Here is a 13,407-nt window from a genome sequence, read left to right as displayed (position 1 = left end):
CGCCACGCTCCAAAACTTGCCCTCAAGGGTTTTTAGCTTAACCGACAGATTGCAACCAAATTATAAATGTAGTTCCTGGGGTATTTGGTAATGTGATAACTGAGCTAATGGCTGGACTAAAAACCTCGATGTTTCCCTGCATTTCTACTATTAACTGTTTAGCAATGGCAATTCCTAAGCCAGTTCCCGGAATTTCTGTTTTTGCCTGTACACCCCGGTAATGTCTTTCTCCTAGATGTTCTAAGTCCTCTGGAGGAATACCAGGACCTGTATCACTAATAGCAATACCTTGTAAATTTCCTTTTTGTTGCCCACATTGTACTAAGATTTTACCTCCAGGTGGTGTATATTTTAAAGCGTTATCAAGGATATTACTCAAAACTTCTCCTAAGGCTTTTTCATTCACCCTCGCTAGGGGTAGGTGAGGAGAAATTTCTGTGATTAATTGTAGATTTCGTTCTTGAGCGATCGCTTGGGCAGATATTAATAAAGGTGCTAATAAATCTACTAAGAAACGATTAGTTAATTGTTCCCCTGTTCCGGGCAATAATAACGCAGGTTTAGCTGCTTTTTGGACATTTGCGTTAATAACTACTTTTGATTCTGGTAGAGGTAAAGGTTCTGAATCTGCTGTATTTAAATCAATTACTTGATCAAATTGTTTTAATAGTTCTTGTAAGCGATCGCTCTCCCGGACTATACTGGTAGCTATTTCCCGATTAGGATCAACCGGGAGCATCCGCTTAAATAGTAATTTCCCAAAGGTGCGGATAGCAGTTAAGGGGTTACGAAATTGATGTAAAAGATTATCTAATAAATCCCGTTGTCTCTCTTGGAGAATTTGTTCCTGCTGGAGTTGATGTTGTAACCATGACTGGCGCTGGTCTAAAATGCAAGCGATCGCTAAAGTCTTAGCAATGCGTTCAATTTCCCGTTCCTCTCGTTCATTCCATTCCCTATCTTCTCTGGCCGTCACCAATAACCCCATCATCACGCCTTCATGAATCAAAGGTAAAACAATTTGGTTATGACTCAGCCAGTATTCATCTTGTGCATCATGTAAATTTTGTTTTCCTGTTGCTGCCGATTCCGCTGATTCATGGGAGGATGTTGGAGTCGGTTTTAACAATCTCATTTGCTGATTGGGTAATGCTAAAACATTAGCTAATCTTACAGGATAACCTTCCCCCACCTGACTATATTCATCACTAGGATTTAATGCTATAGTCTCTGGATACACCATTACTGGAATTAGTCGCGCCTCTGCTGTAGATTTTTCTACTAGTTCTTGTGTCAAATAAACAACGCTAAAGCCCGCTCCCATCCCTTGGGTTAGCAGAGCCATTTGCTCTCGACATAGAGCAAGAAAATCAGAACTGGCAGACATTAGCATGAGTTCAGGAATCTAGGAGGAAAAAGGAGTTACCGAGTCAGAAGAAGAAGGAAAGAAGGAATTGGTAGGGGTTTAGCTTATGCCTTACCCCTATAGCTTTCGACCTAATTTTCGCATTTTATTCAAGTACATAACGTTACTAAGGCTTCTAGCTATCTAGTTTAGTCTGGTAATGGATGATTGGTAGGGAAACAATAGCTGAAAAGTCAGCAATTTTTTTAATTTTTAAGTCTTCATTTTTGACAGTTTTACCCTAGTTGTATCAAAACATTAAAAACTATTGATCTTTTAAGATAGAACTTATATAATGACGACGGATTTTGTAGCCATAACTACAGTCTATAGCTTGAAACAGGAGGACAATAGGTTGGCAAGGAGACGCAAGCGGAAGAGTCGTCGTAGGCAGGAAGGACGGCGCATACTTGAGCATATCCCTCAGTACAGCATTGAAAGTGGCGAAGATAAACCTGTGACAGCAGCAAGAAAGTTCATTCAAGCTGAAGGTATCATGCCACCTGCGCTGCTACTAGTAAAACGCAATGAACATACAACAGATCGGTATTTCTGGGCGGAAAAAGGTCTGTTTGGCGCTCAATACGTAGAAGAGAATCATTTCTTGTTCCCTAGTCTCAGGATTTTAGAATCACCAACAGCACAACAAACTGTGTCTGTTGCTGTGGCTAGTAACTAAACAACAAATGACTATCATATCTTGTAAATGTGACTTCTGACTCTGTGAATAATTAACTGGCAATTATGACCGGTTTGTTCAAAAATTCCATTTCTTTTAATTTTTTGGTTGAATTTGCCAGTAGAGTTTAAATACATTCTCTCAAGTCATGGGATAATTAATTCCTCATTAATCTGTAGTAGATTAGATGAATCAGTTTGTTATCAGCTTATACAAAAGAGAATAGCGACAGAGCCAAGGTCATCCAAAAAATGAAGTATGAATTATTTATTTATGCTCTCACTAATTTGGACTACTATCAAGCTCTGTCCGCCAATTTAAATTTTTCCTCATGACATACCAAGCATCAGGAAGATTAACAGCACTAGCAGAATTTTCTCTTCTTCCCTACTGCTGATTTACTCAAAACTTGAGTCAGAAGCCTACATAATGCTAGTTTTCACCCCCAACAATCAATCAAGTGTCAAGTGTCTTTAGCTGTAATGCCCTTTGTAACTCAGCCAGTTCATCTCTATGGGCAGTTACAGTGATTGTACTTGAGAAGTTTTGCCCACTTGGGATATTTTCCATCTTGAGTGACACCTTCTCAAGTCTTCCAGATTTTTTCCAGTACAATAACCCACTTAAAGGCGAAAACAGGATTATTACTGGAAAAAATTGGCCAAAATCGGGCAAAAGCATTGATAGAACCAACGCCAAACAACCCAAACCTACGGCTGCTAATATAGTCAAAAATATAGCTAGAAACCAGCTAGGGCTAACCAATCCTTCAAAAGTGACTTGATTTTTAGTAGAATCTACCGCTGAAACTCGATAAGCACGAGAGCGAAAATACTCCTTTAATGCAGCCATTAATGTACTTTCATCCTGTTCTGAAGTCAATTGCATCATTTCTGTACGATCCTTGGTCGAAGCGCGTATAAAGAAAAATAATCCAACTGATAACAGAAAAGTTAAGAGGAACGTAGATTGAGAAACAGTAGAATTCATAACTAATTTTACGTCTGAAATTTTCAGTAGACTTAACCCATTATCAATTATTCTGGAAATAGGTAACAGCTAACAAACAACAAACGGAAGTTGTTCTTAATTTTTAAGTTTTAATTTTTATATGACGCAAAACTCCGAAACACCATCATCTAACCTTCGGGCTATAGCCCAACAATTTCGCCTAGCAGGTTGGATTAGTTTATGGATTCAGTTGGTATTAGGTGTAATTTCTGGAATAATTGTCTTGTTATTTGGCATTTTTAGTCAAAAAGCAGGTAGCCCCAGTAACAATCCAGGAACGGGCTTTGGCGTGTTTTTAGCAATTTGTGGCATACTTCTGTTGGGTGCTGGTATTTACTTAGCTTATCGCTACACTAGAATTGGCAAGAAATTAGAGTCCCCTAATCCTACTAATCGCCCTCGGAAGGTGGAAACCGTGCAAGTATTGCGTTTAGGTCTATGGATAAATTTAGGGGGAATATTAGTCACTTTATTGGGAGCGCAAGCGATCGTTGGTACACTAGTAGCTAGGTCTATATCTCCTCAAGCAGTAACTACTCAATTATTTGACCCGACTCGGATTATTAGCGGATTAGATATGCTTATAGTCCAGGCAAATACAAATACCGTATCAGCGCATTTTGCTGGGTTATTGGCATCCTTATGGTTAATAAATCGGATTAATAAACCATAATTGACAGTGCTTGTAGTATCTTAATCCCTGAAAACAGGTAATTCTAAAATAAATCCTGGTAACACATTTTCTCCCGATAAACTTGTCGGTAATGATACTATTTCTACAGACTGATTTTGACGGTAAATTTCTACTTGTTGATTTTGAGGATCAATTAACCAACCTAAACGTAAACCACTATTAAGATATTCCTGCATTTTCTCCTGTAATTGACTTAAAGAATCTGTACGAGAACGCAATTCTATGACAAAATCAGGACAAATTTTAGCAAATTTCTCTTTTTCTTGAATGCTTAAAGAATCCCAACGTTCATTAGCAATCCAAGCCACATCAGGAGAGCGTTTACCACCATTAGGTAGAGTAAAAACAGTAGAAGAACTAAATACTTTTCCGAGTTTGGTTTGAAGATTCCATAACCAAACATAACCATTAAAATCTGACTCTCTATTACCACTAATTGCACCAACTGGAGGCATAATTATCAATTCTCCCTTAGCTGTTTGCTCAAGTTTCCAATCTTCATTGATTTGACATAGTTGATAAAACTGTTCATCACTTAACTCTACATTTTTGATATTTAAAATAACTGATTGAGTTGTCATCATTTCTGAAAACTCCTTAACGCTTAGGTAATGGAGAAGAGTATCTGAACTAATTATCAACTATATTTTGTAGATTTGCTACTGATTATAATTAAACGCAGATAAACGCAGATAAACGCAGATGAGAAAGGTGGCATTAGTATATAGGGTTTAGCATTGTTAAGCCCTTACGATTAATTATCTCAATCAAGTACAATTGACAAAACTTAACGAAATTCACCAATGCTAGATATTAAACAAATTAGAGAAAATCCCCAATTAATACAAGAAAAGTTGAATACTCGTAGTGGTAAATACGAGATTCAGCCTATCTTAGATTTGAGTCAACAACAACGGGTATTGGAAGTCAAACGCAATGAACTCCAAGCCCGGAGTAATGAAATTGGTAAACTGGTGGGACAAAAGGTAAAATCTGGTGTTAATCCTCAAGATGGGTCAATTCTGGCTTTAAAAGAGGAAGGAAACAGCCTCAAAATCACATTAAGCTCATTAGAACCCCAGGAAAAAGAATTAAAAGCCCAAATTCACCAATTACTCTTAGCACTTCCGAATTTACCCAGTGATTCTACCCCCATTGGTACAAGTGAAGATGATAACCAAGAAGTGAAAACATGGGGAGATGAATATAAACCCGAAAATCCCAACATTGTCCCCCATTGGGAAATCGGCGAAAAGTTGGGAATTTTGAATTTTGAAAGAGCGGTAAAAATTGCCCAAACTCGGTTTGTCAGTCTTATTGGTGCAGGTGCTGCTTTAGAAAGAGCATTAATCCAATTTATGCTTTCTAAACATATTGAAAATGGCTATATAGAAGTTAGTCCCCCGTTGTTAGTTAATACTGATTCTTTAACGGGAACAGGACAATTACCCAAGTTTGCAGAGGACAGTTTTAAATGTGCAGAAGATGATTTGTGGTTAATTCCTACTGCGGAAGTTCCTGTCACTAATTTTTATCGAGAGGAAATTATCAACGCGGAAGAATTACCAATTTATCATACTGCATATACGCCATGTTTTCGGCGGGAAGCGGGAAGTTATGGCCGGGATATGCGGGGTTTAATTCGGTTACATCAATTCAATAAAGTTGAGTTGGTGAAATTAGTAAAACCGGAAAGTTCTTTTGATGAATTGGAGACGTTGCTAGTCAGTGCAGAGAGTATTTTACAGGCTTTAAAATTGCCTTATCGGGTGATTAATTTATGTACTGCTGATTTAGGTTTTTCGGCAACAAAAACCTATGATTTAGAGGTATGGTTGCCTTCTGCTGGCAAGTATCGGGAGATTTCTAGTTGTTCTAATTGTGTGGATTTTCAAGCGAGAAGGGCGGATATTCGGTTTAAGGAAGCGGGTAAGAAGGGGACGCAGTTTGTGCATACTTTAAATGGTTCTGGTTTGGCTGTGGGAAGGACTATGGCGGCGATTTTGGAGAATTATCAGCAACCAGATGGGACGATTAAAGTACCGGAGGTTTTGCAGGTTTATTTGGGTAGGGAGGTTTTGTAGGATAGGGGTTTTGTAGAGGCGTTTTTGGGGGTGCGTCTCTACATGGGTTTTGATAAAGCATATTTTTAGAATATATTATAGGTTGATACCCTAGCAGTATACTAGTGTGTTAATTCTGTGTATTTTTGGAGGGATTGTCCAGAAAATTATTGGTGTTACCGTAGTTTACACCGAAAGCATCTGTTCCAGGCACGTTCTCATAAAAATATGACGACATATTTTGTGCATGAAGTCTTATAGGATAAGGGATTCAGAATTAACACACTAGCAGTATACTAACTTTAGTAAAGTAACTGTAAATTTTATTCTGAGCATAAGCTTATGCAAAAACAGTATATCTACTCAATACTCGGTCTTTTCGTTGGTGCTTTTATTAATGTCCTTTTTAACCTAATTGCCGCTGCTATTCAGCAACGCACTATTGGTGAAAAGTTTAATAATCAGACGATTTGGTGGATGGCTATATTTGCAACTTTAGGCTTGTTAGTTGGATATTGGTTAAGCCTCAAATCAGAAAGTTCTAATAAAGCGAAGCATCAAGGTGGAATTAGAGGCAGACGCATGAAAACTAAGAAAGGTCGTTTTCGTGCAGAGGAAACCACTGGTCAAGGTATTGATCTAGAGGATGTTGAAGCTGAAGGTGATGTTGATCTTATAGGCACTCACTTACAAAACGATAAATATCGTAATTCTATTTTACCAAATGTCCCTGGATCTATTGATGCGAACTCCTTAAATGCTGGTGGAAATATAGCTATCTTCAATGGTTCATTACCTCTAGCAGAGCAACTTAACTATTTCCAAGACCAGTTAAATATTTCTTCTTCTCATCCAGATAGCTATCCTTCAGCTAGACTCCAATCGTATTGGAATATATGGAGAAAACTCCAATTACTCCGGTTAGCGGGAGAGGAATTGTGGAAAGGAGCAAGCGAAAATAATATTATGAATTTCTCTCAACTGTTGAACGAAATACTCTTAAAATTAGATGAAAGTGCTATATTCTTTGAAGAAGAAGAATATATGAGGCTTCGGGAAATATTAAATGTATTTGGTAACTTCAGACTTGGAAAGATTCGTCTTATAGACATACGCAATGAAGAAGATTTATATCTAATCTCTCCGAGTCAAGCAAGGCGGCAAATCGAACGTAATCTTAGATACAAATGTGAGTATGAAGAACTTTTGGATAAAATTCGTGTTTCTTTTAGAGATAGGCTTAGATGCTAGATTATCTAATCTTGATCGCTCATCTCGTAGGGTGCGTTAATGAAATGTAACGCACCGTTTTTTATTAATATTTAACTGTCTGAATCAGGATATCCAGGATTAAAGGATTAACAGGATTGTATTTGAGTTTGATCTGCTGGGGTAATTGAATTAGAGAAATTTCTGAAAATGTAGATAAATATTAAAAAAACATCCTGTACATCCTCAAATCCTGGACATCCTGATTCAGACCATTTTCAGCTACAATTAAAGCATTAGAAGTGATTCAGAAAGTAAGCTATTATCCCCATTTGCTTACAAAAACAAAGAATATGATACATGAAAAAAATCTCCCAATGCTTTGGCTTGATTTTTGCTAATACTTCTTTTACCATTTATTACTTCTGAAGTAATACCTTTTGAGCCAAAAATCTCGACAATATCCTTTTGTTTGAGTTCTCTTACTGACATTAACTCATGTAATATATCTAGGGGAGTTATAGCTTTCATCTGATAGACTCTATTTTCATATTGCTCAATTAGTGTTACTAGCAACTGTAAAACTTCAGCTTGTTCATCTGTCAAATTTTCCCCTAAATCCATAAATTTATCTACTTCATTTAGTAGACGCTTATGTTCTATTTCTGTGTCAATTATACGTGGCACAGTTTCAGAAAGTAGCTTAATGTATTCTTCCTTGTTTAGTGTAGTTGTCATATACAACCCCCTTTGGGGTAGAATGTTTTCACTAGGGACATAGTAAAGCCATATCCTAGATGTTTATGAGCTTCTGAGTAGTGTAATTAGACTATTGAGAAGCGAAATCCTCTAATAATCCTCTAATTATTCCTTATTTTTTCCACTTATCTTCATTATATTCACTATGAGTTAATACATCCTCAATCTTAATGGTCTTGACTTTATAGGTAATTTTAGTAATTAACCGAAACTTATTTCCTCCTATATTAAAAACTGTGTACCCTTGTACAAAATCTGCGTGTGGATAAACTTCCCTTACATCTATAATGTGTTTCCATTCTTCCTTTTGAGCAGTTTGGAGCCAAACATTAAGACTAATTTCAGCATCTGGATGAATCTTACTAAATTCAGTTAGGTTTTCGATGCCAATTACTTTCATAATATATTATTAAATTCGATTTTTTTAGTTTAAACATATCTGCTTTACCTTGTTTTTTTGGTCGGTCTAACTTTATGTTCTCATAAAGAGAACCAAATGTCAAGCCTCTGTACAGGAATTTTTGGAAATTCATTTCAATTAGGCGAAGTGTTGAAATTACCACCGCGTAAACGTTACGCTACTCCTGGATTTCTCATCTTGTAGGGTGCGTTCTCCGAAAGTACAGCACCATTTTTTATTAATATTTAACTGTCTGATAGCGCAGCGTGGCGCAAGTCATATCAGGATAACCAGGATTACAGGATTAACAGGATTGTATTTAATATTGATATTGTGGGATATTTGAATTAGCGCAATTTCGTGAAAATGTAGATAAATATTAAAAAACATCCTGTACATCCTCAAATTCTGAGCATCCTGATTCAGACAAATAATGTTAAAATTTTTACTAGCAGAAAATGGTCAAAAAAGATAAACTAATTGAAAAATTAAAAAATAGCCCTAACAATGTAAAGTTTAGTGATATTCGTAAACTTTTAGAGTTAGAGGAGTTCTTCTTAGATAGAATTAATAGAAGGAGCGTAATCATGAATTATCCCATAGTTGTTTATCCTTGTGAAGAAGGCGGTTTTGTAGCAGAAATTCCCGCATTAAAAGGATGTTTAGCACAGGGTGAAACTTTAGAAGAAACCTTACAAGAATTGATAATTGTGCGAAACTTATGGTTAGAAACAGCCGAAAAATATGGTCAAAAATTGCCAGATATTGAAGGTGCTATTGCAAAAGTGAAAGCTCTAAGTAGCGTATGAATTTTAGAATCAGGATTTCCACCGATTAAAGGATTAACAGGATTGTATTTGAGTTTGATATTGTGGGATATTTGAATTAGCACAATTTCCGAAAATGTAGATGAATATTAATAAAACATCCTGTACATCCTCAAATCCTGAAAATCCTGATTCAGACAAAATACAATTTCTGAAAATATAGATAAATATTAAAAAAACATCCTGTACATCCTCAAATCCTGAAAATCCTGATTCAGACAAAATACAATTTCTGAAAATATAGATAAATATTAAAAAAACATCCTGTACATCCTCAAATCCTGGACAAAAGGATTAACAGAATACAGTATAGTAAATCTACCAAAGTAATCCCATTTGAATAATATGACCAGAACAATATACATAGAAACAAGTATTATTGGTTATTTAACAGCAAGACCTAGTAAAAATTTGATAGTTGCTGCTAATGCAGAATTAACAAGAGACTGGTGGGACACGCAGCGAAACTCATTTACTATTTACATTTCTCCACTGGTATTGCAAGAAGTAGCAAAAGGTGATGTATAAATGGTAAATAAAAGACTAGAAGTTTTAAATAACTTTCCTTTACTTGATATCACAGAACCAGTACAAAATTTAGCACAGGAATTTCAAAAACAAAGTAATTTACCACCGACTGCTGCTTATGATACTGTTCACATTGCTACAGCTACCGTCTATGGATTGGATTATCTGTTAACATGGAATTGTAAGCACATTGCTAACCCCTATATTCAGAAAAAACTCTCACAGATTGCTGATAGTTTAGGGTATGAATTGCCAACAATATGTACACCTTATGAAATGTTAGGAGAATAATTTATGTGGAATGATGAAGTTTTGGCAGAAATTCGCAAAATAAGAGATGAACAAGCTAAGTCATTTAATTATGATTTGGCTGCTATTTGTGCTGATTTAAGAAAACAACAAGCAACTAGTGGAAGAAAGATTATTTCTATTCCATTAAAGAAGGTAGTTCTCTCACGCTAATTTTGTAGGGTGCATTAATACAATACAATGCACCGTTTTTTATTAATATTTAACTGTCTGATAGCGCAGCGTGGCGCAAGCCATATCAGGATATCCAGGATTAAAGGATTAACAGGATAATATTTGATATTGATATTGTGGGATATTAAAATTAGTGCGATTTTGTGAAAATGTAGATAAATGTTAAAAAACATCCTGTACATCCTCAAATCCTGGACATCCTGATTCAGACAAAATACAATTTCTGAAAATGTAGATAAATATTAAAAAACATCCTGTAAATCCTCAAATCCTGGACATCCTGATTCAGACAAAATACAATTTCTGAAAATGTAGATAAATATTAAAAAACATCCTGTAAATCCTCAAATCCTGGACATCCTGATTCAGACAAAATACAATTTCTGAAAATGTAGATAAATATTAAAAAACATCCTGTAAATCCTGATTATGAGAAAATGTGATTGTTTAAACTATAATAAAATATAACCATCATTCATCATCAAATTACTATGCTAAAAAGTTACGAAGCAATTTATGAAAATGGGCAATTAACATGGTTGTCAGAACAACCTCAAGTTAATTCTGCTCGTGTGATTATCACCATACTACAAGAAAACTTACCATCAAAAAAACGCCGTATTCCTCCTGCTTCCATTGCTGGTAAAGGTAAAACATTGGGTGATATTGTTAGTCCTATTGTCAATGAAGAAGAGTGGGAATGTCTCAAATAATAGTCCTTGATACTCATATCTGGTTCTGGTTTATTAGTCAACAATTTGATGAATTTCCTACCCATTGGAGAGAAATAATTGAAACATCTGAAGAAGTAGGAGTTTCCGCTATTTCCTGTTATGAAATTGCACTTGCACAACAACGAGGAAGACTAGAATTACCTTGTACTGCTAATCAATGGTTTCAGGAAGCATTAGAACCATCAGGTATTATATTATTTCCCTTGACTGCGGAAATTGCTTGTCGTGCTGTAGATTTATCTCCTGTTCATAAAGATCCATTTGATCGTTTAATTATTGCTACTACATTAGAATATCAAGCAAAATTAGCCAGTATTGATGGTTTCTTTTCTCAATATCCTGAACTCAATAATTATTTGATGAAATAGTTTACTCATTTCATAAGGTGCGTTAATCAAATGTAATGTACCGTTTTTTATTAATATTTAACTGTCTGATAGCGCAGCGTGGCGCAAGCCATATCAGGATAACCAGGATTACAGGATTAACAGGATTAACAGGATAATATTTGATATTGATATTGTGGAATATTAAAATTAGTGCAATTTTGTAAAGATGTAGATAAATATTAAAAAACATCCTGTACATCCTCAAATCCTGGACATCCTGATTCAGACAAAATGCAATTTATGAAAATGTAGATAAATATTAAAAAACATCCTGTACATCCTCAAATCCTGGACATCCTGATTCAGACAAAATGCAATTTATGAAAATGTAGATAAATATTAAAAAAACATCCTGTACATCCTCAAATCCTGGATATCCTGATTCAAACAAAATGCAATTTATGAAAATGTAGATAAACATTAAAAAACATCCTGTACATCCTCAAATCCTGGATATCCTGATTCAGACAAAATGCAATTTATGAAAATGTAGATAAATATCAAAAAACATCCTGTACATCCTCAAATACTGGATATCCTGATTCAAACAAAATGCAATTTATGAAAATGTAGATAAACATTAAAAAACATCCTGTACATCCTCAAATCCTGGACATCCTGATTCAGACAAAATGCAATTTATGAAAATGTAGATAAATATTAAAAAAACATCCTGTACATCCTCAAATCCTGGACATCCTGATTCAGACAAAATGCAATTTATGAAAATGTAGATAAATATTAAAAAAACATCCTGTACATCCTCAAATCCTGGACATCCTGATTCAGACAAAATGCAATTTATGAAAATGTAGATAAATATTAAAAAAACATCCTGTACATCCTCAAATCCTGGACATCCTGATTCAGACAAAATGCAATTTATGAAAATGTAGATAAATATTAAAAAAACATCCTGTACATCCTCAAATCCTGGACATCCTGATTCAGACAAAATGCAATTTATGAAAATGTAGATAAATATTAAAAAAACATCCTGTACATCCTCAAATCCTGGACATCCTGATTCAGACAAAATGCAATTTATGAAAATGTAGATAAATATTAAAAAAACATCCTGTACATCCTCAAATCCTGGATATCCTGATTCAGACAAAATGCAATTTATGAAAATGTAGATAAATATTAAAAAACATCCTGTACATCCTCAAATCCTGGATATCCTGATTCAGACAAAATGCAATTTATGAAAATATAGATGAATATTAAAAAAACATCCTGTACATCCTCAAATCCTGGACATCCTGATTCAGACAAAATGCAATTTATGAAAATGTAGATAAATATTAAAAAACATCCTGTACATCCTCAAATCCTGGATATCCTGATTCAGACAAAATGCAATTTATGAAAATGTAGATAAATATTAAAAAACATCCTGTACATCCTCAAATCCTGGACATCCTGATTCAGACAAAATGCAATTTATGAAAATGTAGATAAATATTAAAAAAACATCCTGTACATCCTCAAATCCTGGACATCCTGATTCAGACAAAATGCAATTTATGAAAATGTAGATAAATATTAAAAAACATCCTGTACATCCTCAAATCCTGGACATCCTGATTCAGACAAATTTGGTATAATTAACATGAGCATTCACTAACTGAGTTAACTATGAAAACACTAGACATAAAAGTAACTATAACAAATGATGGCAAATTATTAGTCAATTCTCCTGTAGATATACCAATGGGAGAATATAACGCTGTTATTGTATTAGAAGATCGCCCAATGGAACATCATCTGCAAACTTCTGTACAAAATGCTCAGGCTATTTTTAGAAAATATATTCCTGCTAATAGAGAACTTTCTGAAGAATTAATTCAGGAACGAAAAGAGAAAAGTCTGAATGAGTGAAGTTGTTGTAGATGCTTCTGCTATTTTAGCTTTACTCAATCAAGAAACTGGTAGCGAAGAAGTTTTAAAGTTTATGGGTAAAGCTGCAATTAGTACAGTAAATTTATCTGAAGTTATAGCAAAATTAGCAGATGCAGGAATCCCGGAAGAAGATATTAGACAGATTCTTTCTAATCTCAATCTTGAAGTTATTGATTTTAATAAAGAACAAGCATTAAAAGCAGGAATGTTGCGCCCAAATACTAAATCAATCGGGCTTTCATTTGGTGATAGGGCTTGTTTAGCATTAGGTATTATTCTTAATTAGCCTGTTCTCACAACTGATCGGTTGTGGGGTAGTAT

General features: G+C 34.9%; 18 protein-coding genes. 12 read left to right on the top strand and 6 right to left on the bottom strand.

Annotation, left to right across the window (positions count from 1 at the left end):
- Positions 1 to 37: 37 nt before the first annotated feature.
- A complete protein-coding gene (locus NG743_RS19825) occupies positions 38 to 1,393 on the bottom strand; it encodes a sensor histidine kinase (RefSeq protein ID WP_257120728.1) in 1,356 nt (451 codons plus the stop codon).
- Between the two features lie 367 nt (positions 1,394 to 1,760).
- Here NG743_RS19825 and NG743_RS19820 point away from each other — a divergent pair, with 367 nt between their 5' ends.
- A complete protein-coding gene (locus NG743_RS19820; RefSeq protein WP_193962545.1) occupies positions 1,761 to 2,084 on the top strand; it encodes a DUF3155 domain-containing protein in 324 nt (107 codons plus the stop codon).
- Positions 2,085 to 2,540: 456 nt separating this feature from the next.
- On the opposite strand, the gene NG743_RS19815 is transcribed toward NG743_RS19820, so the two are convergent.
- The gene (locus tag NG743_RS19815; protein WP_027402384.1) at positions 2,541 to 3,074 is read right to left on the bottom strand and encodes a cofactor assembly of complex C subunit B; all 534 of its coding nucleotides are present in this window, start codon (positions 3,072 to 3,074) and stop codon (positions 2,541 to 2,543) included.
- Between the two features lie 121 nt (positions 3,075 to 3,195).
- On the opposite strand from NG743_RS19815, the gene NG743_RS19810 reads away from it, so the two are divergent.
- Positions 3,196 to 3,768, top strand: coding sequence for a DUF3611 family protein (locus NG743_RS19810; RefSeq protein ID WP_027402383.1), 573 nt, complete (start codon positions 3,196 to 3,198; stop codon positions 3,766 to 3,768).
- 20 nt (positions 3,769 to 3,788) lie between these two features.
- On the opposite strand, the gene NG743_RS19805 is transcribed toward NG743_RS19810, so the two are convergent.
- A complete protein-coding gene (locus NG743_RS19805; RefSeq protein WP_370566844.1) occupies positions 3,789 to 4,370 on the bottom strand; it encodes a Uma2 family endonuclease in 582 nt (193 codons plus the stop codon).
- Positions 4,371 to 4,592: 222 nt separating this feature from the next.
- Between NG743_RS19805 and serS the strand changes: the two genes are divergently transcribed.
- Entirely contained in the window at positions 4,593 to 5,873 is a 1,281-nt protein-coding gene (gene serS / locus NG743_RS19800) for a serine--tRNA ligase (RefSeq protein WP_257120727.1), read from the top strand.
- Positions 5,874 to 6,194: 321 nt separating this feature from the next.
- On the top strand, positions 6,195 to 7,103 hold the full coding sequence (locus tag NG743_RS19795; protein ID WP_257120726.1) for a hypothetical protein: 909 nt from the start codon (positions 6,195 to 6,197) through the stop codon (positions 7,101 to 7,103).
- A gap of 294 nt (positions 7,104 to 7,397) precedes the next feature.
- On the opposite strand, the gene NG743_RS19790 is transcribed toward NG743_RS19795, so the two are convergent.
- The gene (locus tag NG743_RS19790) at positions 7,398 to 7,799 is read right to left on the bottom strand and encodes a helix-turn-helix domain-containing protein (protein WP_096668043.1); all 402 of its coding nucleotides are present in this window, start codon (positions 7,797 to 7,799) and stop codon (positions 7,398 to 7,400) included.
- Between the two features lie 133 nt (positions 7,800 to 7,932).
- Entirely contained in the window at positions 7,933 to 8,220 is a 288-nt protein-coding gene (locus tag NG743_RS19785; protein ID WP_096668045.1) for a type II toxin-antitoxin system HigB family toxin, read from the bottom strand.
- 458 nt (positions 8,221 to 8,678) lie between these two features.
- Between NG743_RS19785 and NG743_RS19780 the strand changes: the two genes are divergently transcribed.
- The 6 genes from NG743_RS19780 to NG743_RS19755 all read left to right on the top strand — a co-directional run bounded on the left by NG743_RS19780 (position 8,679) and on the right by NG743_RS19755 (position 11,160).
- Entirely contained in the window at positions 8,679 to 9,029 is a 351-nt protein-coding gene (locus NG743_RS19780) for a type II toxin-antitoxin system HicB family antitoxin (RefSeq protein ID WP_201769136.1), read from the top strand.
- Between the two features lie 363 nt (positions 9,030 to 9,392).
- Positions 9,393 to 9,575: a PIN domain-containing protein gene (locus NG743_RS19775; protein WP_257120725.1), complete on the top strand. Its 183-nt coding sequence runs from the start codon at positions 9,393 to 9,395 to the stop codon at positions 9,573 to 9,575.
- A complete protein-coding gene (locus tag NG743_RS19770; RefSeq protein WP_257120724.1) occupies positions 9,576 to 9,866 on the top strand; it encodes a type II toxin-antitoxin system VapC family toxin in 291 nt (96 codons plus the stop codon).
- A 3-nt stretch (positions 9,867 to 9,869) separates the two neighbouring features.
- Complete coding sequence (locus tag NG743_RS19765) at positions 9,870 to 10,037, top strand: hypothetical protein (protein WP_168204374.1); 168 nt, start codon at positions 9,870 to 9,872, stop codon at positions 10,035 to 10,037.
- A 512-nt stretch (positions 10,038 to 10,549) separates the two neighbouring features.
- Positions 10,550 to 10,771 (top strand): hypothetical protein, encoded by a 222-nt coding sequence (locus tag NG743_RS19760; protein WP_027402375.1) that lies wholly within the window; start codon positions 10,550 to 10,552, stop codon positions 10,769 to 10,771.
- Positions 10,759 to 11,160: a type II toxin-antitoxin system VapC family toxin gene (locus tag NG743_RS19755; protein ID WP_027402374.1), complete on the top strand. Its 402-nt coding sequence runs from the start codon at positions 10,759 to 10,761 to the stop codon at positions 11,158 to 11,160. The genes NG743_RS19760 and NG743_RS19755 overlap by 13 nt, the downstream gene beginning before the upstream one ends.
- Before the next feature lie 601 nt (positions 11,161 to 11,761).
- Here NG743_RS19755 and NG743_RS19750 read toward each other — a convergent pair.
- On the bottom strand, positions 11,762 to 12,298 hold the full coding sequence (locus tag NG743_RS19750; protein WP_257120723.1) for a hypothetical protein: 537 nt from the start codon (positions 12,296 to 12,298) through the stop codon (positions 11,762 to 11,764).
- Between the two features lie 524 nt (positions 12,299 to 12,822).
- On the opposite strand from NG743_RS19750, the gene NG743_RS19745 reads away from it, so the two are divergent.
- Complete coding sequence (locus tag NG743_RS19745) at positions 12,823 to 13,065, top strand: hypothetical protein (RefSeq protein ID WP_257120722.1); 243 nt, start codon at positions 12,823 to 12,825, stop codon at positions 13,063 to 13,065.
- Positions 13,058 to 13,372, top strand: a complete 315-nt coding sequence (locus NG743_RS19740; protein WP_228043747.1) for a type II toxin-antitoxin system VapC family toxin — start codon at positions 13,058 to 13,060, stop codon at positions 13,370 to 13,372. Before NG743_RS19745 ends, NG743_RS19740 begins: the two co-directional genes overlap by 8 nt.
- Positions 13,373 to 13,407 lie beyond the last annotated feature (35 nt).

It is taken from the genome of Dolichospermum heterosporum TAC447, assembly GCF_024584745.1.
Classification (GTDB): domain Bacteria; phylum Cyanobacteriota; class Cyanobacteriia; order Cyanobacteriales; family Nostocaceae; genus Dolichospermum; species Dolichospermum heterosporum.
The sequence above is the reverse complement of the archived record's forward strand: the minus strand, read 5'-3'. Positions and strand labels throughout refer to the sequence as shown.